This window comes from Pseudomonas sp. SAS7, from assembly GCF_052112345.1.
Taxonomy (GTDB): Bacteria; Pseudomonadota; Gammaproteobacteria; order Pseudomonadales; family Pseudomonadaceae; genus Aquipseudomonas; species Aquipseudomonas putida_Q.
In genome coordinates this window covers 116,733-142,124 of the sequence record NZ_JBEGGO010000005.1, presented here as the reverse complement: position 1 = coordinate 142,124, position 25,392 = coordinate 116,733, and the positions used below count along the sequence as shown (strand labels likewise).

Sequence of the window (25,392 nt, the reverse complement as noted above, 5' to 3'; positions counted from 1 at the left end):
GGAGTAAACGACCATGCAACGCTACTCGGGCTTCGGCCTCTTCAAACACTCCCTCAGCCACCACGAAAACTGGCAGCGCATGTGGCGCACGCCAACCCCTAAAAAGGTGTACGACGTGGTTATCGTCGGCGGTGGCGGCCATGGCCTGGCCACGGCCTACTACCTGGCCAAAGAGCACGGCATCACCAACGTTGCCGTGATCGAGAAAGGTTACCTGGGCGGCGGCAACACCGCCCGTAACACCACCATCGTGCGTTCCAACTACCTGTGGGACGAGTCGGCGCAGCTGTACGAGCACGCCATGAAGCTGTGGGAAGGGCTGTCCCAGGACATCAACTACAACGTCATGTTCTCCCAGCGCGGCGTGTACAACCTGTGCCATACCTTGCAGGACATTCGTGACTCCGAGCGCCGCGTCAGCGCCAACCGCCTCAACGGCGTCGATGGCGAGCTGCTGAACACCGCCCAGGTCGCGGCCGAAATCCCGTACCTGGACTGCTCGAAGAACACCCGTTACCCGATCCTTGGCGCAACCGTTCAGCGCCGTGGTGGTGTAGCCCGCCACGACGCCGTGGCCTGGGGCTATGCCCGCGCTGCCGACGCCCTGGGCGTGGACCTGATCCAGCAGACCGAAGTGATCGGTTTCCGCAAGGAAAACGGCGCGGTCATTGGTGTGGAAACCAACAAAGGCTTCATCGGCGCCAAGCGCGTCGGCGTGGTCACCGCCGGTAACTCCGGGCACATGGCCAAGCTGGCCGGCTTCCGCCTGCCGCTGGAATCGCACCCGCTGCAAGCGCTGGTATCCGAGCCGATCAAGCCGATCATCGACAGCGTGATCATGTCCAACGCCGTGCACGGCTACATCAGCCAGTCCGACAAGGGCGACCTGGTAATCGGTGCCGGTATCGATGGCTGGGTCGGCTACGGCCAGCGCGGTTCGTACCCGGTGATCGAGCACACCCTGCAGGCCATCGTCGAGATGTTCCCCAACCTCTCGCGCGTGCGCATGAACCGCCAGTGGGGCGGCATCGTCGACACCTCGCCGGACGCCTGCCCGATCATCACCAAGACCCCGGTCAAGAACATGTTCTTCAACTGCGGTTGGGGCACTGGCGGCTTCAAGGCGACCCCGGGTTCGGGCAACGTCTTCGCTGCGAGCCTGGCCAAGGGCGAAATGCACCCACTGGCCGCGCCGTTCTCCATGGACCGTTTCTACAACGGCGCACTGATCGACGAACACGGCGCCGCCGCCGTCGCCCACTAACCGGAGACACCGTCATGTTGCATATTTTCTGTCCCCACTGCGGCGAGCTGCGCTCCGAAGAAGAGTTTCACGCCTCTGGCCAGGCGCACATCGCCCGCCCGCTGGACCCTGCCGCCTGCTCCGACGAGGAGTGGGGTACCTACATGTTCTACCGTGACAACCCTCGCGGTATTCACCATGAACTGTGGGACCACGTTGCCGGTTGCCGCCAGTACTTCAACGTCACCCGCGACACCGTGACCTACGAAATTCTGGAAACCTACAAGATTGGCGAAAAGCCGCAAGTGACCGCCAACGGTAAAGCTGCAAACGCACCGTCGACCGTCAAAGGCCAAGGGGAAAAAGTATGAGCCAGACCTATCGCCTCGCCAGCGGCGGCCGCATCGACCGCAGCAAGGTCCTGAACTTCACTTTCAACGGCAAGACCTACCAGGGTTATGCCGGTGACAGCCTGGCTGCTGCGTTGCTGGCCAACGGCGTCGACATCGTTGGCCGTAGCTTCAAGTACTCGCGCCCACGCGGGATCATCGCTGCCGGTACCGAAGAGCCGAACGCCATCCTGCAGATCGGATCCAGCGAAGCCACCCAGATTCCGAACGTGCGCGCCACCCAACAGGCGCTGTACGCAGGCCTTGTTGCCACCAGCACCAACGGCTGGCCGAACGTCAACAACGACGTCATGGGCATCCTCGGCAAGGTGGGCGGCAGCATGATGCCGCCGGGCTTCTACTACAAAACCTTCATGTACCCCAAATCGTTCTGGATGACGTACGAGAAGTACATCCGCAAAGCTGCAGGCCTTGGCCGTGCACCGCTGCAGAACGACCCGGACAGCTACGACTACATGAACCAGCACTGCGATGTGCTGATCGTCGGCGCCGGCCCTGCTGGCCTGGCCGCTGCACTGGCTGCTGCGCGCAGCGGCGCCCGTGTGATCCTGGCTGACGAGCAAGAAGAGTTTGGCGGCAGCCTGCTCGACAGCCGCGAAACCCTCGACGGCAAGCCTGCCGCCGACTGGGTCAACGCCGTGATCAAAGAGCTGGAAGGCCTGCCGGAAGTGACCCTGCTGCCACGCGCCACGGTCAACGGCTACCACGACCATAACTTCCTGACCATTCACGAGCGCCTCACCGACCACCTCGGCGACCGCGCCCCGATCGGCCAAGTACGCCACCGTGTGCACCGTGTACGCGCCAAACGCGTGGTACTGGCGCCCGGCGCCCACGAGCGCCCGCTGGTGTACGGCAACAACGACGTACCGGGCAACATGTTGGCCGGTGCCGTTTCCACCTACGTGCGCCGCTACGGCGTGGCCCCGGGCCGCAAACTGGTGCTGTCGACCAACAACGACCACGCCTACCGCGCCGCGCTGGACTGGCACGACGCAGGCTTGCAAGTAGTCGCCATCGCCGATGCCCGCCACAACCCACGTGGCTCGCTGGTTGAAGAAGCGCGTGCCAAAGGCATCCGCATCCTCACCTCCAGCGCCGTGGTCGAGGCCAAAGGCAGCAAGCATGTCACCGGCGCCCGCGTGGCGGCCATCGATGTGCAGGCGCACAAAGTCACCAGCCCAGGCGAAACCCTTGAGTGCGACCTGATCGCAACCTCCGGTGGTTACAGCCCGATCGTGCACCTGGCTTCGCACCTGGGCGGTCGCCCGGTATGGCGTGACGACATCCTCGGTTTCGTACCGGGGGATGCGCCGCAGAAACGCGAGTGCGTGGGTGGCATCAATGGCGTCTACGCCCTTGGTGATGTGATTGCCGATGGCTTCGAAGGCGGCGTTCGCGCAGCCACCGAGGCGGGCTTCAAAGCCTCTGTCGGCACCCTGCCAAAAACCGTGGCGCGCAAGGAAGAGGCCACCGTGGCGCTGTTCCAGGTGCCGCACGACAAAGGCAGCAAGGGGCCGAAGCAGTTCGTCGACCAGCAGAACGACGTGACCGCCGCTGGTATCGAGCTGGCCACCCGTGAAGGCTTCGAGTCGGTCGAGCACGTAAAACGCTACACCGCGCTGGGCTTCGGTACCGACCAGGGCAAGCTGGGCAACATCAACGGCCTGGCCATCGCCGCCCGTTCGATCGGCATCACCATTCCGGAAATGGGCACCACCATGTTCCGCCCCAACTACACGCCGGTCACCTTCGGCGCAGTAGCGGGCCGTCACTGTGGTCACCTGTTCGAGCCCGTGCGCTTCACCGCCCTGCATGCCTGGCACGTGAAGAACGGCGCCGAGTTCGAAGATGTCGGCCAGTGGAAGCGCCCTTGGTACTTCCCCAAAGCCGGTGAAGACATCCATGCCGCCGTCGCCCGCGAGTGCAAGGCCGTGCGCGACAGCGTGGGCCTGCTGGACGCCTCGACCCTGGGCAAGATCGACATCCAGGGCCCGGACGCGCGCGAGTTCCTCAACCGCATCTACACCAACGCCTGGACCAAGCTGGACGTGGGCAAGGCCCGCTACGGCCTGATGTGCAAAGAGGACGGCATGGTCTTCGACGACGGCGTAACCGCCTGCGTTGGCGATAACCACTTCATCATGACCACCACCACCGGCGGCGCCGCCCGCGTGCTGCAGTGGATGGAGCTGTACCACCAGACCGAATGGCCGGAGCTGAAGGTGTACTTCACCTCGGTCACCGACCACTGGGCCACCATGACCTTGTCCGGCCCCAACAGCCGCAAGCTGCTCAGCGAGCTGACCGACATCGACATGGACAAGGAAGCCTTCCCGTTCATGACCTGGAAGGAAGGCAACGTCGGCGGCGTGCCGGCCCGTGTGTTCCGCATCTCGTTCACCGGTGAGCTGTCGTACGAAGTCAACGTGCAGGCCAACTACGCCATGGGCGTGCTGGAACAGATCATCGAGGCGGGCAAGAAGTACAACCTGACCCCGTATGGCACCGAGACCATGCACGTACTGCGTGCCGAGAAGGGCTTCATCATCGTGGGCCAGGACACCGACGGTTCGATGAACCCGGACGACCTGAACATGAGCTGGTGTGTGGGCCGCAACAAGCCTTATTCGTGGATCGGCCTGCGTGGCATGAACCGCGAAGACTGCGTGCGCGAGAACCGCAAACAGCTGGTAGGCCTGAAGCCGGTCGACCCGACCAAGTGGCTGCCGGAAGGTGCCCAGTTGGTGTTCGACCCCAAACAGCCGATCCCGATGGACATGGTTGGCCACGTTACCTCCAGCTACGCGTCCAACTCCCTGGGCTATTCGTTCGCCATGGGTGTGGTCAAAGGCGGCCTCAAGCGCATGGGCGAGCGTGTCTACTCGCCGCAGGCAGATGGCAGCGTGATCGAGGCGGAAATCGTGTCTTCGGTGTTCTTCGATCCGAAGGGTGAGCGGCAGAACGTCTAAGGCCCCCGGATGGTGGCGCCGAACCCTTTGGGAGCGGGTTTATCCGCGAATGCGATGTTGGCCTCACTGGCCTCTTCGCGGGTGAACCCGCTCCCACAGGTTCGGCGTTGCTCGGAACTACAGAATTCAAGGCAGGTAAGAAATGAGCGCTATCAACGTCTTCCAGCAAAACCCCGGCGCCGAGGCCAAGGCCCAGTCGCCACTGCACCACGCCGACCTGGCCAGCCTGGTTGGCAAAGGCCGCAAGAACGCAGGCGTGACCCTGCGTGAACGCAAATTCCTTGGCCACCTGACCCTGCGTGGCGATGGCCACAACCCGGAATTCGCCGCCGGCGTGCACAAGGCCCTGGGCCTGGAGCTGCCAGTGGCCCTGACCGTGGTCGCTAACAACGACATGTCGCTGCAATGGGTCGGCCCCGACGAGTGGCTGCTGATCGTGCCCGGTGGCCAGGAACTGGCGGTCGAGCAAAAGCTGCGCGCGGCCCTTGATGGCCAGCACATCCAGGTGGTCAACGTCAGCGGCGGGCAAAGCCTGCTGGAGTTGCGCGGCCCGAACGTGCGCGAAGTGCTGATGAAGTCCACCAGCTATGATGTTCACCCGAACAACTTCCCGGTAGGCAAGGCCGTAGGCACCGTGTTCGCCAAGTCGCAACTGGTGATCCGCCGAACCGCCGAAGACACCTGGGAACTGGTGATTCGCCGCAGCTTCGCCGACTACTGGTGGCTGTGGCTGCAGGACGCTTCGGCCGAATACGGCCTGAGCATCGAAGCTTAAGGAGAGCAGAACATGAGTCGGGCACCGGATACCTGGATTCTCACCGCCGACTGCCCGAGCATGCTCGGCACCGTCGACGTGGTGACGCGTTACCTCTTCGAGCAGCGCTGCTACGTGACGGAGCACCACTCCTTCGATGACCGGCAGTCGGGGCGCTTCTTCATTCGCGTCGAATTCCGCCAGCCGGACGATTTCGATGAAACGGGCTTCCGTGCGGGCCTGGCCGAGCGCAGCGAAGCGTTCGGCATGGCCTTCGAGCTGACCGCACCCAATCACCGCCCCAAGGTGGTGATCATGGTGTCCAAGGCCGACCACTGCCTGAACGACCTGCTGTACCGGCAGCGCATCGGCCAGCTGGGCATGGACGTGGTTGCGGTGGTGTCCAACCACCCCGACCTCGAACCCCTGGCGCACTGGCACAAGATCCCTTACTACCACTTCGCCCTCGACCCCAACGACAAGGCGGGGCAAGAGCGCAAGGTGCTGCAGGTGATCGAGGAGACGGGTGCCGAGCTGGTTATCCTCGCCCGTTACATGCAGGTGCTGTCGCCCGAGCTGTGCCGGCGCCTGGATGGCTGGGCGATCAACATTCACCACTCGCTGTTGCCAGGGTTCAAGGGCGCCAAGCCTTACCACCAGGCCTACAACAAGGGCGTGAAGATGGTGGGTGCCACGGCGCACTACATCAACAACGACCTCGACGAAGGGCCGATCATTGCCCAAGGGGTCGAGGTGGTGGACCACAGCCACTATCCGGAAGACCTGATTGCCAAGGGGCGGGATATCGAATGCCTGACCCTGGCGCGGGCTGTGGGGTATCACATCGAGCGGCGGGTGTTCCTCAACGCCAACCGCACGGTCGTGCTCTGAACCATTCTGGGGCCGCAAAGCGGCCCCAGCTTTTGGCCTGCCGTAAAAAGGTATCCCCCTGTCGTTTTCAGTCAGTGCATCTCGCCCCATCAGGCCCACAATTCCCTGCATTCCAGTAACACAAGCCGCCCATGGATGGCGGCGCGTTCAACCACCGCTGCATAAATAAAAATCAAGCGAGGTAAGAGCATGTCTGGCAATCGTGGAGTGGTATATCTCGGCGCCCGCAAGGTCGAAGTGCAACACATCGACTACCCGAAAATGCAGGACCCGCGTGGCAAGAAGATCGAGCACGGCGTCATCCTGAAGGTGGTCTCCACCAACATCTGCGGCTCCGACCAGCACATGGTCCGTGGCCGCACCACTGCCCAGGTCGGCCTGGTTCTGGGCCACGAAATCACGGGTGAAATCGTCGAGATCGGGCGTGACGTCGAACGCCTGAAAATCGGCGACCTGGTGTCGGTGCCGTTCAACGTTGCCTGCGGCCGCTGCCGCTCCTGCAAAGAGATGCACACCGGCGTCTGCCTCACCGTCAACCCAGCCCGCGCCGGTGGTGCTTACGGCTACGTCGACATGGGCGACTGGACCGGCGGCCAGGCTGAATACGTGCTGGTGCCATACGCCGACTTCAACCTGCTGAAACTGCCGGACCGCGACAAGGCCATGGAGAAGATTCGTGACCTGACCTGCCTGTCCGACATCCTGCCCACCGGCTACCACGGTGCCGTGACTGCCGGCGTTGGTCCAGGCAGCACCGTTTATGTAGCTGGCGCCGGCCCGGTCGGCCTGGCCGCTGCTGCCTCTGCCCGCCTGCTGGGCGCCGCCTGTGTCATCGTCGGCGACCTCAACCCCGCGCGCCTGGCCCACGCCAAGTCCCAGGGCTTCGAAGTGGTCGACCTGTCCAAGGACACCCCGCTGCACGAGCAGATCATCGACATTCTCGGTGAGCCGGAAGTGGACTGCGCCGTCGACGCCGTTGGCTTCGAAGCGCGTGGCCATGGCCACGAAGGTGCCAAGCATGAAGCACCGGCCACCGTGCTGAACTCGCTGATGCAGGTTACCCGCGTTGCCGGCAACATCGGTATCCCGGGCCTCTACGTGACCGAAGACCCGGGCGCGGTAGATGCCGCCGCCAAGATTGGCGCGCTGAGCATTCGCTTTGGCCTGGGCTGGGCAAAATCGCACAGCTTCCACACCGGCCAGACCCCGACCATGAAATACAACCGCCAGCTGATGCAGGCGATCATGTGGGACCGTATCAACATTGCTGAAGTGGTGGGGGTGCAGGTGATCAACCTGGATCAGGCGCCGGAAGGGTATGGCGAGTTTGATGCGGGTGTGCCGAAGAAGTTTGTGATCGACCCGCACAAGATGTGGGGCGCGGCGTAATCAGCCTCTGCTAACAAGAGCCCCTCCAATCGAGGGGCTTTTTTACGGCCGCATTATCGATTTTAAAGTATGCATCGCCCGATGTAGGAGCGGCCTTGTGTCACGAAAGGGCTGCGAAACAGCCCCAACGCTATGAGCTCTTGCACCAAGTTCTTGGGGACGCTCCGCAGTGAACCTGCCTGCGGATTACTAGCTACGTCTGATGTGCCTAGTTATTTGAGCTGGGGGCGCAGTTTCAATAATGGCAGTTGAATAATTTGGCGGGAAATTGACCGGTTGCGTGAGATCGTTGGCTGAACGACTGCGAAGGCGCAACGATTTCTGGTCGAGACGCTCTAGTTTACGCTTCGTATCCTCAGGAGCGTTTGCGCGACGAATTTTCATGTATCTCAAGTCGGCATTGATTATTCGTCTTTCTTCCCGGATTTGTGCAAGGCTCTGCTGTACCTTTGAGGGGAGGTTGTCTTCAACGTATTGATAGTTTGGAAGCAGTAGATCCTCAGATTCAGCTTGCTCAATGGATGGTGGAATTCTGCCTTCGAGTCGAGCCCTGTGTAGCTCATGGGCGGTGGGTGCTGTTGGAGCTACAGGGACTCGATCTCGACCTCTGGTCCGCCGGAATAAGTTGGCGATCCTGTTAAAAAAACCCATCCAGCTTCGGCCTGATGGATCCGTGCGATTTATCGGGTCCCCACCACAATAGGCATATGCATTGATACCGCCTGCGTCAAAGGGGCTCAACACATCAGCTGCTTGAAATCGCTGCAGGGCGGGGTTGTAGCAGCGATGACCATTACCCAAGAGATAGGTGCCTGTCAAAGAATCTCGGTGCTGGCTATTGAATGCCAGCAGGCTTACCTGTTCGGGTGCATTGATGGCATAGCCGTAAGGCGTGTACGCAGAGAAGTGACGGATTTGGGCAGAGTCAGGTTGTTGCCTCATCATCGTGGCCTGCTTGATGTAGGTTAGTGATAGCAGTATCCCTACGTCCAGCGCATGCCGCTACTGGCAGAAATAACAGGTTGGTGCCACTGACTAGGTTCGTTTGATAGTCTCGACCACCGGCCTGGAACAAACCCCGGAACGCCGAGTCAAAAGCCTCGTTTCCCCGGCCATCCCGGCCCATGAGGTTCCTCCCGATGAAAGCATTCACCCTGGCAACCCTGATGACCCTGGCCGCAAGCCCGGTGTTTGCCTTCAACCTCAGCGACGCCGCCAACGCCGTGTCGGCGATGCAAAACCAGAATCAGAGCCAGCAAGCCCAGGTCCAGGCACCCGAGGCCCAGGCGAATCTGCTCAATACCTTGGGCAGTGAACTGAAGATCACCCCCGAACAGGCCGTGGGCGGGGCAGGGGCAATGCTGGGGCTAGCCCGTAACAACCTGAGCAGCGATGACTACGGCCAACTGACCAAGGCGGTCCCGGGGCTAGACCTGCTGGCCGGGGCAAATGCGCTGGGTGGCTTGAGTGGCTTGGGCGATTTGCTGGGTAAGAACAGCGAAAGCCAATCGGCCCTGAGCAACGCACTGGGCAACAACGTGGAAAACCGCAGCGACCTGGACAGTGCGTTCAAGGCGCTGGGGATGGATACCGGGATGATCGGGCAGTTTGCGCCGTTGATTCTGCAGTACCTGGGGCAGCAGGGGATTGCTGGTTCGCTGTTGCAAAACCTGGGGAGTTTGTGGACGACGCCGGCGCCGTTGGCCCAACCTTCAGTCTGAGGTCTGTAGGGCAGCGCTGGCATCCCAGTCTGTGAAGACTTGCGCTGTAACTGTAGGAGCGGCACAAGGCCGCCCCTGCAAGGGACAGCGCAGGCCTCGGGATATTGGGTCAGGCGGCTTCTGTGAAGTCCACCAGGCGCACTGGGCGGCGGAAGCCCGCGGTCAGTACCGCCAAGTAGGCCAGGCCCAAGGCAAACCAGCACAGGCCAATCACCAGCGTCAGCGCTGACAGGCTGGTCCACAGCCACAGTGTCAGCGCCAAGCCCACCAGCGGCACCACGCCATAGCTCAACAGCCCCTTGGCGTTACGCTGGCTGGCATCATCCAGCAGATGTGTCTTCACCACCGCCAGGTTCACCGCCGAGAACGCCACCAGCGCGCCGAAGCTGATCAGCGAGGCGAGGGTAGCCAAGTCGATCACCAGCGCCAGCAGCGAGAACGCCGACACCAGCAAGATCGCGAACACTGGCGTGCCAAAGCGCGGCGACAGGTAGCCGAAGCTACGGCGTGGCAGCACGTTGTCGCGGCCCATGGTGAACAGGATGCGCGACACCGCCGCCTGCGAGGCCAGCGCCGAACCCAGGCTGCCTGCAACATAAGCGGCGGTGAAGAAGTTGGTAAGGAACTGCCCGCCAGCCTTGAACATCACTTCGTTGGCCGCTGCATCGGCATTGGCGAAGCTGCTGCCCGGCAGCACCAGTTGGCTGGCATAGGCCAGCAGGGTGAACAGCAAGCCGGCAAACAGGGTGGTGAGGATGATCGCCCGTGGCACGTCGCGGCGTGCGTCGCGGCATTCTTCGGCCAGGGTCGATACGGCGTCGAAGCCGAGGAACGACAGGCACAGCACCGCTGCGCCAGCCATCAGGTGGCCGAAGCCCGGTTTGCTGCCGTCACCCAGCAGCGGCGACAGCAGGTCGAGTGGCTGGCCGGCCAGCGTTTGGCAGGACAGCGCGACAAACACGCCGATGAACACGATTTGCGCGCCGACGATCAGGTTGCTGGTCTTGGCCACCGAGTTGATGCCGACCACGTTCAGCACTGTCACCAGGGCGATGCCGGCTAGCACGAAGGCCCAGGCGGGCACTGCCGGGAAGGCGATGTTGAGGAACAGGCCGATCAGCAGGTAGTTGATCATCGGCAGGAACAGGTAGTCGAGCAGCAGCGACCAGCCGGCGAGAAAGCCGATGTTGGGGCCGAAGGCCATGTTGGTGTAGGAATACGCCGAGCCCGCCACCGGGAAGCGTTTGACCATGAAGCTGTAGGACGCTGCGGTGAACAGCATGGCCACCAGGGTGACCAGGTATGCGCCGGCTGTGCGCCCACCAGTGAGTTCGGTGACGATGCCGTATGTGGTGAAGATGGTCAGCGGGACCATGTAGACCAGGCCGAAGAACACCAGGGCGGGCAAGCCGAGGACACGGCGGAGCTGGGGCGGGGCGGAGCTAGGTTGGTTGGCCATTGATCGATCCAGGCTTTTTGTAATTGTGCTTTGATCGATTTTTATCCACTTAGGTGGGGTGTGACAAAGAAGTAATCCTAATGTCGATTATTAGCCTGGGTTTTAATGGGGATTGTGCTTTGCCTGTCCTGGCCTCTTCGCGGGTAAACCCGCTCCCACAGGTACTGCACTGCCTTAGAGTGCGGCGCCCTCCCTGTGGGAGCGGGTTTACCCGCGAAGAGGCCAGGTCAGACGATAAACATATCAGCCCATTTCGGCCTTAAGCTGCTCGATCCGCTGGTCCTTGGCCGACCACAGCTGGTTCACCCAGGCCTGTACGGTCTGCCGGAACTCAGGATCATTCTCGTAATCCCCCGCCCACAATGCCGGGTCCAGCTCTCGCACTTGAATGTCGATAATCACCCGGCTAATGCTGCCATTGAGCAACGCCCAGAACCCCGGTGCCTGGTTGCCGGGGTACACAATGGTCACATCCAGCAGTGCGTCCAGCTGCTCGCCGAGCGCCGCCAGCACGAACGCCACGCCACCCGCCTTGGGCTTAAGAAGGTAGCGATACGGCGACTGCTGTTCCTGGCGCTTGGCTTCGGTAAAGCGGGTGCCCTCCAGGTAGTTCACCACGGTCACCGGCTGGCGTTTGAACAGCTCGCAGGCTGCCTTGGTGATCTCCAGGTCCTTGCCCTTGAGCTCGGGGTGCTTTTCCAGAAACGCCTTGCTGTAGCGCTTCATGAACGGGTAATCCAGCCCCCACCAGGCAAGGCCCAGCAGCGGCACCCAGATCAGTTCCTTTTTCAGGAAGAACTTGAAGAACGGCGTGCGGCGGTTGAGGCTTTCGATCAACGCCGGGATATCGACCCAGGTCTGGTGGTTGCTTACCGCCAGGTAGGAGGTGTCCTTGCGCAGGTTCTCTACGCCGCGGATGTCCCACTTTGTAGGAATACACAGGGCGAAGATGGCCTTGTCGATTTCCGACCAGGTTTCGGCCACCCACATCACTGCCCACGAGGCATAGTCTCGGCCACGGCCGGGCAACACCAGCTTGAGCAGGGCAAAGACCAGCAGCGGGCAGATCAACACCACCGTATTGAGCAGCAGCAGAGTGGTAGTAAGAATGCCGGTCAGCAGGCGACGCATAAAGAGACTCTTGTTGTGGGAGATAAACGGCTGGCAATGATAAGCAGGGCAGTGGCCTACGCCAAATGTCCAATGCCCTGCGGCGGCAACAAATGTTTCACATTATGTTGATTAGGCTTGGGACAGCGAACCTATCCTGCCAGTGCAGTCTAAGCACTGACCCTTCTCAAGGAAGCCTGCTTGTGAAATCTCTGTTTGCCATGTTGTCACTGTTGGCGCTACCCGTAATGGCCGCCGAACCTACGATCTACGGCCGGTACGAGAACATCGCCTTGCCCGAGCTAGGCGAAACCCTGAAGGCCAAGATGGACACCGGTGCCTTCACCGCGTCGCTGTCGGCCAAGGACATCGAGCTGTTCAGCCGCGATGGCGACGAGTGGGTACGCTTCCGCCTGGCGACCAAGGACTCGGACGGCAAGGTGTACGAGCACAAGGTGTCGCGCATCAGCAAGATCAAGGGCCGTGCCGATGAGGAGGAAGAGGGCGATGCGCCGGAAATCTCCAAGCGCCCGGTGGTGGACCTGGAGCTTTGCCTGGGTGACGTGAAGCGCACCGTGGAAGTGAACCTGGTGGACCGCAGCAGCTTCAACTACCCGCTGCTGGTGGGTTCCAAGGCGCTGCGCGAGTTCAAGGCCGCAGTCAACCCGGCCAAGAAGTTTACCGCTGGCAAGCCTGACTGCTGATCAGGTTGCCTGCGCTGGCCTCTTCGCGGGCATGCCCGCTCCCACAGGATAACGCCGCTGTCGCCGTACTTGTAGGAGCTGGCTTGCCTGCGATGGGCCGCAAAGCGGCCCCATGATCTCAGCGCTGAAGCAGATATTGCCGGGGCCGCTCTGCGGCCCTTTCGCGACACAAGGCCGCTCCTACACAATAGTGCGTCGCCATCGACATCTGCACAGGCCGCGCATCCATGCCCCATATCCTCATCGTCGAAGACGAAGCCGCCATCGCCGACACCCTGGTCTACGCCCTGCAGGCCGACGGCCACAGTACCGAATGGGTGACCCTGGGCAGCGCCGCCCTCGACCAGCAGCGCCAGCGCCCGGCCGACCTGATCATCCTCGACATCGGCTTGCCCGACATCAGTGGGTTCGAAACCTGCCGGCAATTGCGCCGTTTCAGCGAGGTGCCGGTGATGTTCCTCAGCGCCCGTGACGGTGAAATCGACCGGGTGGTGGGCCTGGAAATCGGTGCCGACGACTACGTGGTCAAACCCTTCAGCCCGCGTGAAGTGGCTGCGCGGGTGCGGGCGATCCTCAAGCGCATGGGCCCCAGGGCCGACCCGGCTACCGATGCGGCATTGTTCCAGCTCGACACCCTGCGCATGCAGATCACCTATCGCGGTCAGCCACTCACGCTGACCCGCCACGAATTTCGCCTGCTGCAATCGCTGCTGGAGCAGCCGCAGCGGGTGTTCAGCCGGGAACAGCTGCTTGATGCCCTGGGGGTGGCCTCCGATGCAGGGTACGAGCGCACCATCGACAGCCATATCAAAAGCCTGCGCGCCAAGCTGCGCCAGGTCGCGGGTGACGCCGAGCCGATCCAGACCCACCGCGGCCTCGGCTACAGCTACAGCCCGGACCATGCCTGATGCGCCTGGGCATCCGGATCTTCCTGGTGTACTTCCTGTTCGTCGGCCTGGCGGGCTACTTTTTGCTCAACACGGTGCGTGAACAGATCCGCCCGGTGGTACGCCAGTCTTCCGAAGAAACACTGGTCGACACCGCCAACCTGCTGGCCGAGATCCTGCGCGATGACGTCAAGGCCGGCACCTTGAGCCAGAGCCGCCTGCCGCAAGTACTCAAGGCCTACGGCTCGCGCAGCCCGGGTGCGCAGATCTGGGGCCTGGCCAAGAACCAGGTCAGCCACCGCATCTATGTGACTGACGCCAAGGGCATCGTGCTGCTGGACTCCAGCGGTGAGGCGTTGGGCAAGGATTACTCGCAGTGGAATGACGTGCTGCTGACCCTGCGCGGCCAGTACGGCGCCCGCTCCACCCGCAGCGACCCCAATGATGAAAGCACCTCGGTGATGCACGTTGGCGCACCGATCATCGACGACGGCAAGATCATCGGCGTGGTCACCGTGGCCAAACCCAACAGCTCGCTGCAGCCGTACATCGACCGTTCCGAGCGGCGCCTGCTCACGCTGGGCCTGGGGCTGATCGGCCTGGGCTTGCTGATTGGCGCGGCGCTTTCGTGGTGGCTGGCGCGCTCGCTGCGCCGGCTGGCGCGTTATGCCCAGGCGGTCAGTGAGGGTGAGCGGGCTGCGTTGCCGCACTACAAGGGCGGCGAGCTGGCGCACCTGGCCCAGGCGGTGGAACGCATGCGCACCCAGCTGGAGGGCAAGGCTTATGTCGAGCGCTATGTGCATACCCTGACGCACGAACTGAAAAGCCCGCTGGCGGCCATTCGTGGGGCTTGCGAGCTGCTGCAGGACGAGGGCATGCCCGCCGACCAGCGCGCGCGTTTCGCCGGCAATATCGAGCGCGAGAGCGAGCGCTTGCAGCAGATGGTCGAGCGCCTGCTCAACCTGGCCAGGGTCGAGCAGATGCAGGCCCTGGAGGATGAACAGCAGGTGGCGCTGGCGGCGCTGGTGGACGAGTTGCTGTTGGCTCATGGGGCGCGGATCGAAGGCGCCGGTTTGCACGTGCGGCAGCGGGTGCCGGCGGGTTTGCGTTTGCTGTGTGATCCGTTCCTGATGCGCCAGGCGCTGGCCAACCTGCTGGATAACGCCCTGGATTTCACCCCCGCAGGTGGCGCACTGCTGTTTGACCTGGAGCGCGATGGCGAGCGGGTGGCATTGAGCCTGTTCAACCAGGGGCAGGCGATACCGGCGTATGCCATCGGGCGGGTCAGCGAGCGCTTCTACTCGCTGCCGCGGCCGGGAAGCGGGCGCAAGAGCACCGGGCTGGGGCTTAATTTTGTGGCCGAGGTGATGCAGCTGCATGGCGGGGCGCTGGCGGTGGATAACGTCGATGGCGGTGTGCGGGTGCGGTTGTGGCTGCCGGTGCGGCGTATCAGCTGAAATAGCCGGGGCTGCAAAGCAGCCCCAAAAACACACAATCTCCACACAGTCTCCCCAAGGCCTCCACGCAAGGCGCAGACACTGCGCCCACTGCCACAGGAGGCCCCATGACCAAGACCCTCGGTTACAAACTCGGCATGATCGCCGTACTCATATTGCTGCTGCTCATTCCGCTGCTGCTGATCAACGGCCTGATCGATGAACGCCAGGCTCTGCGCGACAACGTGCTGCGCGACATTGCCCAAAGTGCCAGCTTCGACCAACAGCTCAGCGGCCCGTTGCTGGTGGTGCCGTACCGCAAGTACCAGCGCCGCTGGATCGAAAAGGACGGCGAGCGCACCCAGGAAACCAGCACCATTGCCGGCCACTTGTACTTCCTGCCGGAAACCTTCGCCGCCGACCTGGGCGTGGACACCGAACTGCGTGCCCGCGGCATCTATCAGGCCCGGCTGTTCCACGCCAAGGGGCGTATCAGCGGCCGCTTCAAGCTCCCGGAGCGTTGGGGCATCGACAAGGACTTCGACGACTACCGCTTCGACAAACCCTTCCTGGTGGTGGGCATCAGCGATATCCGCGGCATCGAGAATGGCCTGGAACTGAGCATGGACGAGCACAAGGTGCCGTTCGAGGCCGGCACCCAGCTCGACTGGATGCGCGGTGGCGTGCATGCCAGCCTGCCGGGGCTGGACGGTATGCAGGCACGGGAATTCAGCTACGGCTTTGACCTTGCTTTGCAAGGCACCGGCCAGTTGCACATCGTGCCGGTGGGCCGCACCAGCAGCGTGGACATGCGTGCCAACTGGCCGCACCCGAGCTTCGTCGGCAGCTATCTGCCCAACCGCCGCGACATCGATGCGCAAGGCTTCAGCGCCCACTGGCAGACGTCGTTCTTCGCCACCAACCTCGAAGATGCCCTGCGCCAATGTGCCACCGCCGGCCAGTGCGAAGACTTCAGCGAGCGCAGCTTCGGCGTGAGCTTTGTCGACCCGGTGGACCAGTACCTGAAGAGCGAGCGGGCGATCAAGTACGCGTTGCTGTTCATCGCGCTGACCTTTGCCGGCTTCTTCCTGTTCGAAGTGTTGAAAAACCTGAGTGTGCACCCGGTGCAGTACATCCTGGTGGGTGTGGCGCTGGCGTTCTTCTACCTGCTGCTGTTGTCGTTGTCCGAGCACATCGGCTTTGGCCTGGCGTACGGGCTGTCGGCTTCGGCGTGTGTGCTGCTGATCGGCTTCTACCTCAGCCATGTGTTGCGCAGCCTGGCACGAGGGGTGGGGTTTGCGGCGGGGTTGGCGGCGCTGTATGCGCTGCTGTACGGGCTGCTGAGTGCCGAGGACTATGCGCTGCTGATGGGCTCGCTGCTGTGCTTTGGCTTGCTGGGGGGGTTCATGGTGCTGACCCGGCGGCTGGACTGGGCGCGGGTGGGGAGGTCGGCATGAGGGAGGACAGAGAAATCGGGCGGTGGCTGGCCCTCAGGATTGGGCAGCTGTTTCCTGTGACAGCCAAGTGAGGAATTCGCAGCACAAGGCTGCTCCTACAGGCGGTCGCATCCCCTGTAGGAGCAGCCTTGTGCTGCGAATGTCCCTGTCAGGCTGTCGGTGCTGTGGCGACCATCGACGGCCGCTTGGCCACTTCGGCATACCAGGCAGCCAGGCCTGGCTGGCGCTCACGCCAGCCAAACTCGGGCTGACGCAAATCCAGATACCCCAGGGCACAGGCCACGCCAATCGCCGCCAGGTCGAACCCGGACACCAGCTCGGGCAGGTGCTCCTGCTCCAGGTTGGCCAGGCTACGGCGGATCTTGTCGCCTTGCGCCTGCAGCCAGCCGTCCCAGCGTTTGTCTTCTGGCCGCAGGAAGCTCTCATAGCGCGACGACACCGCCGCATCCATGATCGCATCGGCCTGCGACACCAGCGTCAGGCGCCGCCAGCGCGCCGAGCCCTCGCGGGGCAGCAATGGCAGGCCGACATGTTGCAGGTCGAGGTATTCGCAGATCACCCGGCTGTCATGCAGCACGGTGCCGTCGTCCAGACGCAGGGCCGGGATCTTGCCGATCGGGTTGTCGTGGTTGAGCTGCGGGTCACCGCTGACCGGGCTGATGTTGACCGGTTGCAGCGTCACGCGCTCAAGCTGGGCGGTCTCGTGCAGCACCACCATGACCTTGCGCACGAAAGGCGACAATGGCGAGTGGAACAGGGTCATCGTGGCCATGGTTCAGTTGCCCTGCAGGCTGGGTGGCAGGCATACGCCGGTGCCGCCGATGCCGCAGTAGCCTTGCGGGTTCTTGGCCAGGTATTGCTGGTGGTAGGCCTCGGCGAAGTATACGGTCGGTGCCTGGTCGATTTCGGTGGTGATTTCACCGAAGCCGGCCTTGTTCAGTTCCGCCTGGAAGGCGTCGCGGCTGGCCTTGGCCTGGTCCAGCTGTTCAGGGCTGGTGCAGTAGATGGCCGAGCGATACTGGGTGCCGACGTCGTTGCCCTGGCGCATGCCCTGGGTCGGGTTGTGCAGTTCCCAGAACATCGCCAGCAGCTCGCGGTAGCTGACCTTGTCTTTGTCGAACACCACCAGCACCACTTCGGTGTGGCCGGTCAGGCCCGAGCAGACTTCTTCATAGGTAGGGTGCGGGGTGAAACCGCCGGCGTAGCCGACCACGGTGCTGACCACGCCTTCACGCTGCCAGAAGCGCCGCTCCGCGCCCCAGAAGCAACCCAGGCCGAAGATGGCGAAGTCGATGGCGCCTTCGAAGAAGGGGCCGAGCAGCGGGGTGCCTTCGAACACGTAGTGGAACTCAGGCAGGCTCATTGGCGTTTCGCGGCCAGGCAGGGCCTGTTCCGCAGTTGGCATGACGTTTTTGTTCACCAGGATTTCCGAACGCAGGACCATGGCCGTTCCTCTGTGTTTATTCAGTGGGATAGGTGTTGGGGCATTCGCGGGCATGCCCGCTCCCACAGGTACAGCACAGGTTTCAACGATTGTGGTGTTCCTGTGGGAGCGGGCGCGCCCGCGAAAGGGCCCGAATGGGTTCTATATTGCCCGAGGATTACGCTGCTGTCAGGCCAACGGGCCGCGCGGATAACGCTTCAGCCGTTCGGCCAGCTCGCGCCCCGGAATCGGCCGGTCAAACAGGTAGCCCTGGCCCACGTCGCAACGGTGCCGGCGCAGGAACGCCAGCTGCTCCGGCGTCTCGATACCTTCGGCCACCACCTTCAGCTTGAGGTTATGGGCCATGGCGACCACCGCCGAGGTGATTTCCATGTCGTCCTGGTTGTCGGGGATTTCGTTGATGAAGCTGCGGTCGATCTTGAGGATGTCGATCGGAAACTTCTTCAGGTAGCTCAGCGACGAATAACCGGTGCCAAAGTCGTCCATGGCCAGGGTCAGGCCCAGGGCCTTCAGTTCGTCCAGCTGGCGGTGGGTGTCTTCGCTGGCTTCCAGCAGCAGGCCTTCGGTCAGCTCCAGCTCCAGCAAGTGCGGGGGCAGGGCTTCTTCGTTGAGGATGCTGCTGATCGACGCCACCAGGTCCGGGTCGGAGAACTGCTTGGGCGACAGGTTGATGGCCACGTGCAGGTTGCCCAGCCCGGCCTCGCGCAGTTGCTTGCTCATGCGGCACGACTGGCGTACCACCCACTTGCCGATGGGTATGATCAGGCCGGTTTCTTCTGCCACGCTGATGAACTGGTCCGGGCGGATCATGCCGCGCTCGGGGTGGTTCCAGCGCAGCAATGCCTCCAGCCCCAGCAGGCGGCCGCTGCGCAGGCAGATCTTGGGCTGGTAGAACACCTCCAGCTCGTTCTGGGTCAGGGCGCGGCGCAGGTTGTTCTCGACGAACAGCTTGTAGCTGGCCTCGGCGTTGAGCACCTCGGTAAACACCTGTACCTGGTGCTTGCCGTTGGCCTTGGCCTTGTGCAGCGCAAGGCCGGCGTTTTTCATCAGGCTGGCGGGGTCGACGCCGTGCAGCGGTGCACAAGCCAGGCCTACCGAGGCGGTGACGTTGATCAGCTGGTTGTCGACGAACATCGGCTTGTCGAGTGTGCTCAGCAACTGCAGCGCAACGCCCTGGCCATCTTCCAGGCTGGTGTCATCGAGCAGCACGGCGAACTCGTTACTGGCAAAGCGCGCCAGGATGCCACCGCTGTGCAGGCTGTTGCGCAGGCGCCGGGCCAGGCTGATCAGCAGCTTGTCGCCGGTCTGGTGGCCGAGGCTGTCGTTGATGCGCTTGAAGTTGTCGATGTCTACCAGCAGCAGGCACATTGCGCTTTCGCCATCGCGGACGAAGCGCTCGTCCAGGCTGCGGATGAACGCCGGCCGGTTGCCCAGGTTGGTCAGGTTGTCGGTGTAGGCCAGGCGCTCGATGCGCTGCTGGGCCAGCTTGGTCTGGGTGACGTCTTCGTAGATGCCGATGTAATGGGTCAGCTCACGGTTGTCGCCGTACACCTTGGAAATCGACAACTGGCCCCAGTAGGGCTCCAGGTTTTTACGCCGGCTCTTGAATTCGCCCTGCCAGCTATTGCCCATGGCCAGGCTGGAGGGTGAGTCGAACAGCAGTTCGCTCAGGTTTTCCAGTGCAGGCAGCTCGCCCAGGTGGCGGCCTTGCACTTCGTCGGTGCTGTACTGGGTGATGGCGGTGAAGCTTGGGTTGACGTACTCCACCCGGCCATCGCGGTTGACCAGCAAGAAGGCGCTGGCGCTTTGCTCCACCGCACGCTGGAACAAGTGCAATGCGCTGGCCGCGGCGCGCCGGTTGTGGTTGGTGATGACCTGGGCGAACTGGTCGGCCAGCTCGCCGGCAAAGGCGATCTCGTCCGATTGCCAGGCCCGTGGCTGGCCACTCTGCTCCAGGCACAACACGCCGACCACCTGGCCATCGACGCGGATACTGGCATCGAGCATGGCCTTGTTTTCGGGGCGCAGGCTTTGCGTCAGGGCGCGGGTGCGCGGGTCGTGGCCGGCGTTGTGGGCGTCGATGGCGCGGCTGGCGTGCAGTGCTTCAAGGTAGTCGGGGAAGCGGCTGGCATCGATGGCTTCGGGCTGGCGATGCTCCTGCGCGTCGCGGTACCACGCGGTGATCGGGTCCAGGCGCTGGTCGTCCAGGTGCCAGATGCTGGCGCTGTCGACCTTGTAAATTTCGCAGGCGCTCTGGGTGATCAGCTGGGCGGCTTCCAGCAGGGAGTTCTCGGCGCTGTAGCGCTGGCGCGCCAGGCGCAGGATCAGGTCCTGTTGGCCGCGTACCCGCTCCAGGTGTTCCAGTTGTTCCTGCTGGGCACGCTGGTTCAGTTGCAGGGCCAGTTGCAGGCGGTTGTTGCGCGACTCCAGGTCGCTGGCACTCTCGCCTGCGTCGTCGGGCTGGTCGTCGAGCACGCTCAGGTAACCGCGCAACAGCTGGCGGTTGTGCTGCTTGTAGGCTTCACCGGTTTCCAGCAGGCGCAGCGAGGTGGTTGGCGTGTGCAGGGAGTAGCGCACGCGGTAGTAGCCGCGCTGGGCCAGTTGCAGCTGGATTTCGTCGTGCAGCCGGTAGCGGGCCTCGGGCTCCATCAGGCTGGCGTAGGGCGCGTCCACCAGGGCACACAGGTCGGCGGCGTGCAGGCCGAACTGGCGCTCGCAGGCCGGGTCAAGGTAGAGCATGGCCCAGGTCGCTTCGTTGAGCCTTTCGAAACGCAGCATACCGAGCCGCGAGGGCACGGGTAACGGCGTGACGACCTCGGCCGCCACACGGCTGGCGGCATCGGGTTGGCTTTTCATCGAAGACTCGCTTGAACAGGGAGCGCGGCCTTGTAGCGGCGGCGGATTCGGCAAGGTTGCATCATGTCCCGAGGGCTGGCAAGCGGCCATGCTTGATGCTGTGGACAGGTTATCGGCTGTTGGGCCGGAAATGTTAGTTCGCCTCGAGAATTTTGGCGCCTGGGAGATCGAGCGCCGCGCGGGCGGCGCTCGATCTCCCAGGCGGCAAAACCCTATCGGCGGACAAAAAAAGCCCCGCCAATTGGCGGGGTTGAGGTACGAGCGTGGCAGCTCGAAAAGGGTACTGCCCCTCCAGGGAGGGGCAGCGGGCTGCCTTACAGCAGCATGGTGCGGATATCGCCCAGCACGTCGCCCAGGCGCTTGGTGAAGCGCGCGGCGGCAGCGCCGTTGATCACACGGTGATCGTAGGACAGCGACAGCGGCAGCATCAGCTTCGGCTGGAAGGCCTTGCCATCCCACACTGGCTGCATGGTCGCCTTGGAGACGCCCAGGATAGCCACCTCAGGCGCGTTGACGATCGGCGTGAAGCCGGTGCCGCCAATGTGGCCGAGGCTGGAGATGGTGAAGCAGGCACCTTGCATGTCGTCGGCCGACAGCTTTTTGGTACGCGCCTTCTCGGCCAGTGCAGCGGCTTCGGCAGCCAGTTGCAGCAGGCTCTTCTGGTCGACGTTCTTGATCACAGGGACCAGCAGGCCGTCCGGGGTGTCCACGGCGAAGCCGATGTGCACGTACTTCTTGCGGATGATGGCTTTGCCGCTTGCTGCCAGCGAGCTGTTGAAGTCCGGCAGTTCCTTGAGCAGGAAGGCGCAGGCCTTGAGCAGCAGTGGCAGCACGGTCAGCTTCACGCCGGCTTTCTCGGCCACGGCCTTCTGCGCAACGCGGAAGGCTTCCAGCTCGGTGATGTCGGCGGAGTCGAACTGGGTAACGTGCGGCACGTTCAGCCAGCTGCGGTGCAGGTTGGCGGCACCGACCTGCATCAGGCGGGTCAGGGCCACTTCTTCCACTTCACCGAACTTGCTGAAGTCCACTACCGGGATCGGCGGGATGCCAGCGCCACCGGTTGCACCGGCGGCTGCCGGGGCTTCCTTGGCCTTTTGCATCATCGCCTTGACGTAAACCTGCACGTCTTCCTTCAGGATACGGCCGTGCGGGCCGGTGGCAGCCACTGCGCCCAGCTCGACACCAAATTCACGGGCCAGCTGACGAACAGCCGGGCCTGCGTGAACTTTGGCATTGTTGCCAGCAGCCGGTGCGGTAGCAGCCGGTGCAGGGGCAGCAGCAGGGGCAGCAGCGGCAGGCGCGGCGGCCGGAGCAGCCTCAGCCTTGGCTGGCGCCGGTGCAGCAGCAGGTGCCGGGGCAGCAGCCGGGGCAGCGCCCGCGACTTTCAGCTTGAAGATCAGGTCGCCAGTGCCGACTTCGTCTTCCAGCTTGCACAGTACTTCTTCGACCACGCCGGCAGCCGGCGACGGGATTTCCATGGAGGCCTTGTCGGACTCCAGGGTAATCAGCGACTGGTCGGCTTCGACGGTGTCGCCGACCTTGACCAGCACTTCGATGATCTTGGCCTTGCCCGATGAGCCGATGTCCGGCACGTGGATGTCCTGCACGCTGGCAGCAGCCGGGGCTGCGGCTGGCGCAGGGGCAGCTTCGGCAGCCGGCTTTTCAGCGGCAGCCGGAGCAGCGGCAGGTGCAGGGGCCGCGGCCGGAGCCTCGGACGCCGCAGCGCCCTCGGCTTCCAGGACCAGCAGCTCGTCGCCTTCTTTCAGGCGGTCGCCCAGCTTGACCTTGAGTTCTTTGACGATACCGGCCTTGGGGGCCGGGATCTCCATGGAGGCCTTGTCGGACTCCAGGGTCAGCAGGCTCTGGTCAGCCTCGATACGGTCACCGACCTTGACGAACAGCTCGATGATTTCACCTTCACCGCTGCCGATGTCAGGTACGCGAATGAGTTCGCTCACTTAAAAATACTCCTCAGCAGTCCAGTGGGTTGCGCTTGTCCGGGTCGATGCCGAACTTGACGATGGCGTCAGCCACAACCTTGGGTTCGATCTCGCCACGGTCAGCCAGGGCTTCCAGGGCAGCCAGTACCACGAAGTGGCGGTCGACTTCAAAGAAGTGACGCAGCTTCTTGCGGCTGTCGCTGCGACCGTAACCGTCGGTACCCAGGACTTTGAACTCTTTGCTCGGCACCCACTGGCGAATCTGCTCGGCGAACAGCTTCATGTAGTCGGTAGAGGCGATGACCGGGCCCTTGCGGCCGGCCAGGCATTCTTCGACGTAAGTCTGCTGTGGCTTCTGGCCAGGCTTCAGGCGGTTGGCGCGCTCTACGGCCAGGCCGTCGCGACGCAGTTCGTTGAAGCTGGTGACGCTCCACACGTCGGCACCGACGTTGAACTCTTCACGCAGGATCTTCGCCGCTTCGCGGACTTCGCGCAGGATGGTGCCGGAGCCCATCAGCTGTACGTGGTGCGCAGCTTCGCGGGTGTCTTCTTCCAGCAGATACATACCCTTGATGATGCCTTCCTCGACACCGGCCGGCATGGCTGGCTGCTGGTAGGATTCGTTCATCACGGTGATGTAGTAGAAGATGTCCTGTTGCTCTTCGGTCATCTTCTTCATGCCGTCCTGGATGATCACCGCCAGCTCGTAGCCGTAGGTTGGATCGTAGGTGCGGCAGTTCGGGATGGTACCCGCCATCATGTGGCTGTGACCGTCTTCGTGCTGCAGGCCTTCACCGTTCAGGGTGGTACGGCCGGCGGTACCGCCGATCAGGAAGCCACGGGTGCGGCTGTCGCCAGCGGCCCAGGCCAGGTCGCCAATGCGCTGGAAGCCGAACATCGAGTAGAAGATGTAGAACGGCAGCATCGGCTGGTTGTGGCAGCTGTACGAGGTACCGGCAGCGATGAACGACGACATGGCGCCGGCTTCGTTGATGCCTTCCTCGAGAATCTGGCCCTTCTTGTCTTCGCGGTAGAACATCACCTGGTCTTTATCGACTGGCTCGTAGAGCTGGCCGACCGACGAGTAGATACCCAGCTGGCGGAACATGCCTTCCATACCGAAGGTACGGGCTTCGTCCGGGATGATCGGCACGATGCGCTGGCCGATTTCCTTGTCCTTGACCAGCTGCGCCAGAATACGCACGAAGGCCATGGTGGTGGAGATTTCGCGGTCGCCCGAACCGTCCAGGATCGCTTTCAGCGTTTCCAGGGATGGGGTCGGTACGCTGAAGCTCTTGGCACGGCGCTGTGGTACGAAGCCGCCCAGGGCAGCGCGACGCTCGGCCAGGTACTTGGCTTCGGCAGAACCTTCTTCCGGCTTGAAGAACGGCAGGTTCTCCAGGTCGGCATCCTTGACCGGGATGTCGAAGCGGTCACGGAAGTGACGCAGGCTGTCGACGTCGACCTTCTTGGTGTTGTGCGCGGTGTTCTTGGCTTCGCCAGCACCGGTGCCATAACCCTTGATGGTCTTGGCCAGGATGACGGTCGGCTGCTCTTTGTGGTTCACAGCCTGGTGGTACGCCGCGTAGACCTTGTACGGGTCGTGGCCGCCACGGTTGAGCTTCCAGATCTCGTCGTCGGACAGGTCTTCGACCATGGCCTTGAGTTCTGGCGTGTTGAAGAAGTTTTCACGAACGTACGCGCCGTCTTTGGCTTTGTAGTTCTGGTACTCGCCGTCGATGACTTCGTCCATGCGGCGCTGCAGGGCACCGTTGGTGTCCTTGGCCAGCAGTGGGTCCCAGAAACGGCCCCAGACCACTTTGTTGACGTTCCAGCCACCGCCACGGAACACGCCTTCGAGTTCCTGGATGATCTTGCCGTTGCCACGAACCGGGCCGTCGAGGCGCTGCAGGTTGCAGTTGATGACGAAGATCAGGTTGTCCAGCTTTTCGCGGCCGGCCAGGGCGATTGCGCCCAGGGATTCCGGCTCGTCGCACTCGCCGTCGCCCATGAAGCACCAGACCTTCTGCTTGCCTGCCGGGATGAAGCCACGGGCTTCCAGGTACTTCATGAAGCGCGCCTGGTAGATGGCCTGGATCGGGCCCAGACCCATCGATACGGTCGGGAACTGCCAGAAGTCAGGCATCAGCCATGGGTGCGGGTACGAAGACAGGCCGTTGCCGTCCACTTCCTGACGGAAGTTGTTCATCTGGTCTTCGTTGATGCGGCCTTCCATGAAGGCGCGGGCGTAGACGCCTGGCGAAGCGTGGCCCTGGAAGAAGATCAGGTCGCCGCCGTGTTCTTCGGTCGGGGCCTGGAAGAAGTAGTTGAAGCCGATGTCGTACAGGGTGGCGCTGGAGGCGAAGCTGGAGATGTGTCCGCCCAGGTCCGAGTCTTTCAGGTTGGTGCGCATGACCATGGCCAAGGCGTTCCAACGCACCATCGAGCGAATGCGGCGTTCCATGAACAGGTCGCCAGGCATGCGTGCTTCGTGGGTGACAGGGATGGTGTTGCGGTATGGCGTGGTGATCGCATACGGCAGCTGGGAGCCACTGCGGGTGGCCAGCTCGCCCATACGGGTCATCAGGTAATGAGCGCGGTCTTCGCCTTCTTTGTCGAGGACCGACTCCAGGGCATCCAGCCATTCCTGGGTTTCGATTGGATCGAGGTCTTGCATGGCTTGCTCCAGGGCGGAAAGGCAACCAGAATCGATTGCCTG

The 25,392-nt window shown here is 62.9% G+C and carries 19 protein-coding genes; 11 read left to right on the top strand and 8 right to left on the bottom strand.

All coding sequences use genetic code 11. The annotated features are described in order from the left end of the window. Positions 1-13: 13 nt before the first annotated feature. From ABI582_RS10325 to fdhA, 6 genes are all read left to right on the top strand, one after another. On the top strand, positions 14-1,264 hold the full coding sequence (locus tag ABI582_RS10325) for a sarcosine oxidase subunit beta family protein (protein ID WP_016484536.1): 1,251 nt from the start codon (positions 14-16) through the stop codon (positions 1,262-1,264). Between the two features lie 14 nt (positions 1,265-1,278). Continuing rightward, positions 1,279-1,614, top strand: coding sequence for a sarcosine oxidase subunit delta (locus tag ABI582_RS10320; protein WP_016484537.1), 336 nt, complete (start codon positions 1,279-1,281; stop codon positions 1,612-1,614). After that, on the top strand, positions 1,611-4,625 hold the full coding sequence (locus ABI582_RS10315) for a sarcosine oxidase subunit alpha (protein WP_016497630.1): 3,015 nt from the start codon (positions 1,611-1,613) through the stop codon (positions 4,623-4,625). Before ABI582_RS10320 ends, ABI582_RS10315 begins: the two co-directional genes overlap by 4 nt. Positions 4,626-4,767: 142 nt before the next feature. Next, positions 4,768-5,400, top strand: coding sequence for a sarcosine oxidase subunit gamma (locus ABI582_RS10310; RefSeq protein ID WP_012270121.1), 633 nt, complete (start codon positions 4,768-4,770; stop codon positions 5,398-5,400). A gap of 12 nt (positions 5,401-5,412) precedes the next feature. After that, on the top strand, positions 5,413-6,270 hold the full coding sequence (gene purU, locus ABI582_RS10305; RefSeq protein ID WP_016484540.1) for a formyltetrahydrofolate deformylase: 858 nt from the start codon (positions 5,413-5,415) through the stop codon (positions 6,268-6,270). 189 nt (positions 6,271-6,459) lie between these two features. Further along, positions 6,460-7,659 (top strand): formaldehyde dehydrogenase, glutathione-independent, encoded by a 1,200-nt coding sequence (gene fdhA / locus ABI582_RS10300; RefSeq protein WP_442119122.1) that lies wholly within the window; start codon positions 6,460-6,462, stop codon positions 7,657-7,659. A gap of 189 nt (positions 7,660-7,848) precedes the next feature. Here fdhA and ABI582_RS10295 read toward each other — a convergent pair whose 3' ends face one another. Beyond that, positions 7,849-8,604 (bottom strand): RHS repeat-associated core domain-containing protein, encoded by a 756-nt coding sequence (locus ABI582_RS10295; protein WP_442119121.1) that lies wholly within the window; start codon positions 8,602-8,604, stop codon positions 7,849-7,851. Positions 8,605-8,798: 194 nt separating this feature from the next. Between ABI582_RS10295 and ABI582_RS10290 the strand changes: the two genes are divergently transcribed. Beyond that, positions 8,799-9,380 carry a DUF2780 domain-containing protein gene (locus ABI582_RS10290; RefSeq protein ID WP_442119120.1) on the top strand — a complete coding sequence of 194 codons (582 nt, stop codon included), beginning with the start codon at positions 8,799-8,801 and terminating at the stop codon, positions 9,378-9,380. A gap of 109 nt (positions 9,381-9,489) precedes the next feature. Here ABI582_RS10290 and ABI582_RS10285 read toward each other — a convergent pair whose 3' ends face one another. After that, entirely contained in the window at positions 9,490-10,839 is a 1,350-nt protein-coding gene (locus ABI582_RS10285) for an APC family permease (RefSeq protein WP_442119119.1), read from the bottom strand. A gap of 243 nt (positions 10,840-11,082) precedes the next feature. After that, the gene (locus ABI582_RS10280; RefSeq protein WP_442119118.1) at positions 11,083-11,970 is read right to left on the bottom strand and encodes an acyltransferase; all 888 of its coding nucleotides are present in this window, start codon (positions 11,968-11,970) and stop codon (positions 11,083-11,085) included. Positions 11,971-12,152: 182 nt separating this feature from the next. Here ABI582_RS10280 and rloA2 point away from each other — a divergent pair, with 182 nt between their 5' ends. The 4 genes from rloA2 to creD all read left to right on the top strand — a co-directional run bounded on the left by rloA2 (position 12,153) and on the right by creD (position 16,433). Further along, a complete protein-coding gene (gene rloA2 / locus ABI582_RS10275; RefSeq protein ID WP_019470186.1) occupies positions 12,153-12,653 on the top strand; it encodes a retropepsin-like aspartic peptidase RloA2 in 501 nt (166 codons plus the stop codon). Between the two features lie 227 nt (positions 12,654-12,880). Then, complete coding sequence (creB, locus tag ABI582_RS10270) at positions 12,881-13,561, top strand: two-component system response regulator CreB (RefSeq protein WP_442119117.1); 681 nt, start codon at positions 12,881-12,883, stop codon at positions 13,559-13,561. Then, entirely contained in the window at positions 13,561-14,997 is a 1,437-nt protein-coding gene (gene creC / locus ABI582_RS10265) for a two-component system sensor histidine kinase CreC (protein ID WP_060518016.1), read from the top strand. The genes creB and creC overlap by 1 nt, the downstream gene beginning before the upstream one ends. Before the next feature lie 107 nt (positions 14,998-15,104). Further along, positions 15,105-16,433 carry a cell envelope integrity protein CreD gene (gene creD / locus ABI582_RS10260; RefSeq protein WP_442119116.1) on the top strand — a complete coding sequence of 443 codons (1,329 nt, stop codon included), beginning with the start codon at positions 15,105-15,107 and terminating at the stop codon, positions 16,431-16,433. Between the two features lie 148 nt (positions 16,434-16,581). On the opposite strand, the gene ABI582_RS10255 is transcribed toward creD, so the two are convergent. The 5 genes from ABI582_RS10255 to aceE all read right to left on the bottom strand — a co-directional run bounded on the left by ABI582_RS10255 (position 16,582) and on the right by aceE (position 25,350). After that, complete coding sequence (locus ABI582_RS10255; RefSeq protein ID WP_041167498.1) at positions 16,582-17,205, bottom strand: glutathione S-transferase; 624 nt, start codon at positions 17,203-17,205, stop codon at positions 16,582-16,584. Between the two features lie 3 nt (positions 17,206-17,208). Further along, positions 17,209-17,877 (bottom strand): peptide-methionine (S)-S-oxide reductase MsrA, encoded by a 669-nt coding sequence (msrA, locus tag ABI582_RS10250; RefSeq protein ID WP_338745842.1) that lies wholly within the window; start codon positions 17,875-17,877, stop codon positions 17,209-17,211. 168 nt (positions 17,878-18,045) lie between these two features. Further along, positions 18,046-20,733 carry a putative bifunctional diguanylate cyclase/phosphodiesterase gene (locus tag ABI582_RS10245; RefSeq protein ID WP_442119115.1) on the bottom strand — a complete coding sequence of 896 codons (2,688 nt, stop codon included), beginning with the start codon at positions 20,731-20,733 and terminating at the stop codon, positions 18,046-18,048. A gap of 314 nt (positions 20,734-21,047) precedes the next feature. After that, on the bottom strand, positions 21,048-22,691 hold the full coding sequence (gene aceF, locus ABI582_RS10240; RefSeq protein WP_442119114.1) for a dihydrolipoyllysine-residue acetyltransferase: 1,644 nt from the start codon (positions 22,689-22,691) through the stop codon (positions 21,048-21,050). Positions 22,692-22,704: 13 nt separating this feature from the next. Next, positions 22,705-25,350: a pyruvate dehydrogenase (acetyl-transferring), homodimeric type gene (aceE, locus tag ABI582_RS10235; protein ID WP_016497645.1), complete on the bottom strand. Its 2,646-nt coding sequence runs from the start codon at positions 25,348-25,350 to the stop codon at positions 22,705-22,707. Positions 25,351-25,392: the final 42 nt, after the last annotated feature.

Bases quoted from the DNA above. Each gene is read 5' to 3' on its own strand.
- ABI582_RS10325 (WP_016484536.1), top strand. From the start codon at position 14: ATGCAACGCTACTCGGGCTTCGGCCTCTTCAAACACTCCCTCAGCCAC.
- ABI582_RS10320 (WP_016484537.1), top strand. From the start codon at position 1,279: ATGTTGCATATTTTCTGTCCCCACTGCGGCGAGCTGCGCTCCGAAGAA.
- ABI582_RS10315 (WP_016497630.1), top strand. From the start codon at position 1,611: ATGAGCCAGACCTATCGCCTCGCCAGCGGCGGCCGCATCGACCGCAGC.
- ABI582_RS10310 (WP_012270121.1), top strand. From the start codon at position 4,768: ATGAGCGCTATCAACGTCTTCCAGCAAAACCCCGGCGCCGAGGCCAAG.
- purU (WP_016484540.1), top strand. From the start codon at position 5,413: ATGAGTCGGGCACCGGATACCTGGATTCTCACCGCCGACTGCCCGAGC.
- fdhA (WP_442119122.1), top strand. From the start codon at position 6,460: ATGTCTGGCAATCGTGGAGTGGTATATCTCGGCGCCCGCAAGGTCGAA.
- ABI582_RS10295 (WP_442119121.1), bottom strand. From the start codon at position 8,604: ATGATGAGGCAACAACCTGACTCTGCCCAAATCCGTCACTTCTCTGCG.
- ABI582_RS10290 (WP_442119120.1), top strand. From the start codon at position 8,799: ATGAAAGCATTCACCCTGGCAACCCTGATGACCCTGGCCGCAAGCCCG.
- ABI582_RS10285 (WP_442119119.1), bottom strand. From the start codon at position 10,839: ATGGCCAACCAACCTAGCTCCGCCCCGCCCCAGCTCCGCCGTGTCCTC.
- ABI582_RS10280 (WP_442119118.1), bottom strand. From the start codon at position 11,970: ATGCGTCGCCTGCTGACCGGCATTCTTACTACCACTCTGCTGCTGCTC.
- creB (WP_442119117.1), top strand. From the start codon at position 12,881: ATGCCCCATATCCTCATCGTCGAAGACGAAGCCGCCATCGCCGACACC.
- creC (WP_060518016.1), top strand. From the start codon at position 13,561: ATGCGCCTGGGCATCCGGATCTTCCTGGTGTACTTCCTGTTCGTCGGC.
- creD (WP_442119116.1), top strand. From the start codon at position 15,105: ATGACCAAGACCCTCGGTTACAAACTCGGCATGATCGCCGTACTCATA.
- ABI582_RS10255 (WP_041167498.1), bottom strand. From the start codon at position 17,205: ATGGCCACGATGACCCTGTTCCACTCGCCATTGTCGCCTTTCGTGCGC.
- msrA (WP_338745842.1), bottom strand. From the start codon at position 17,877: ATGGTCCTGCGTTCGGAAATCCTGGTGAACAAAAACGTCATGCCAACT.
- ABI582_RS10245 (WP_442119115.1), bottom strand. From the start codon at position 20,733: ATGAAAAGCCAACCCGATGCCGCCAGCCGTGTGGCGGCCGAGGTCGTC.
- aceE (WP_016497645.1), bottom strand. From the start codon at position 25,350: ATGCAAGACCTCGATCCAATCGAAACCCAGGAATGGCTGGATGCCCTG.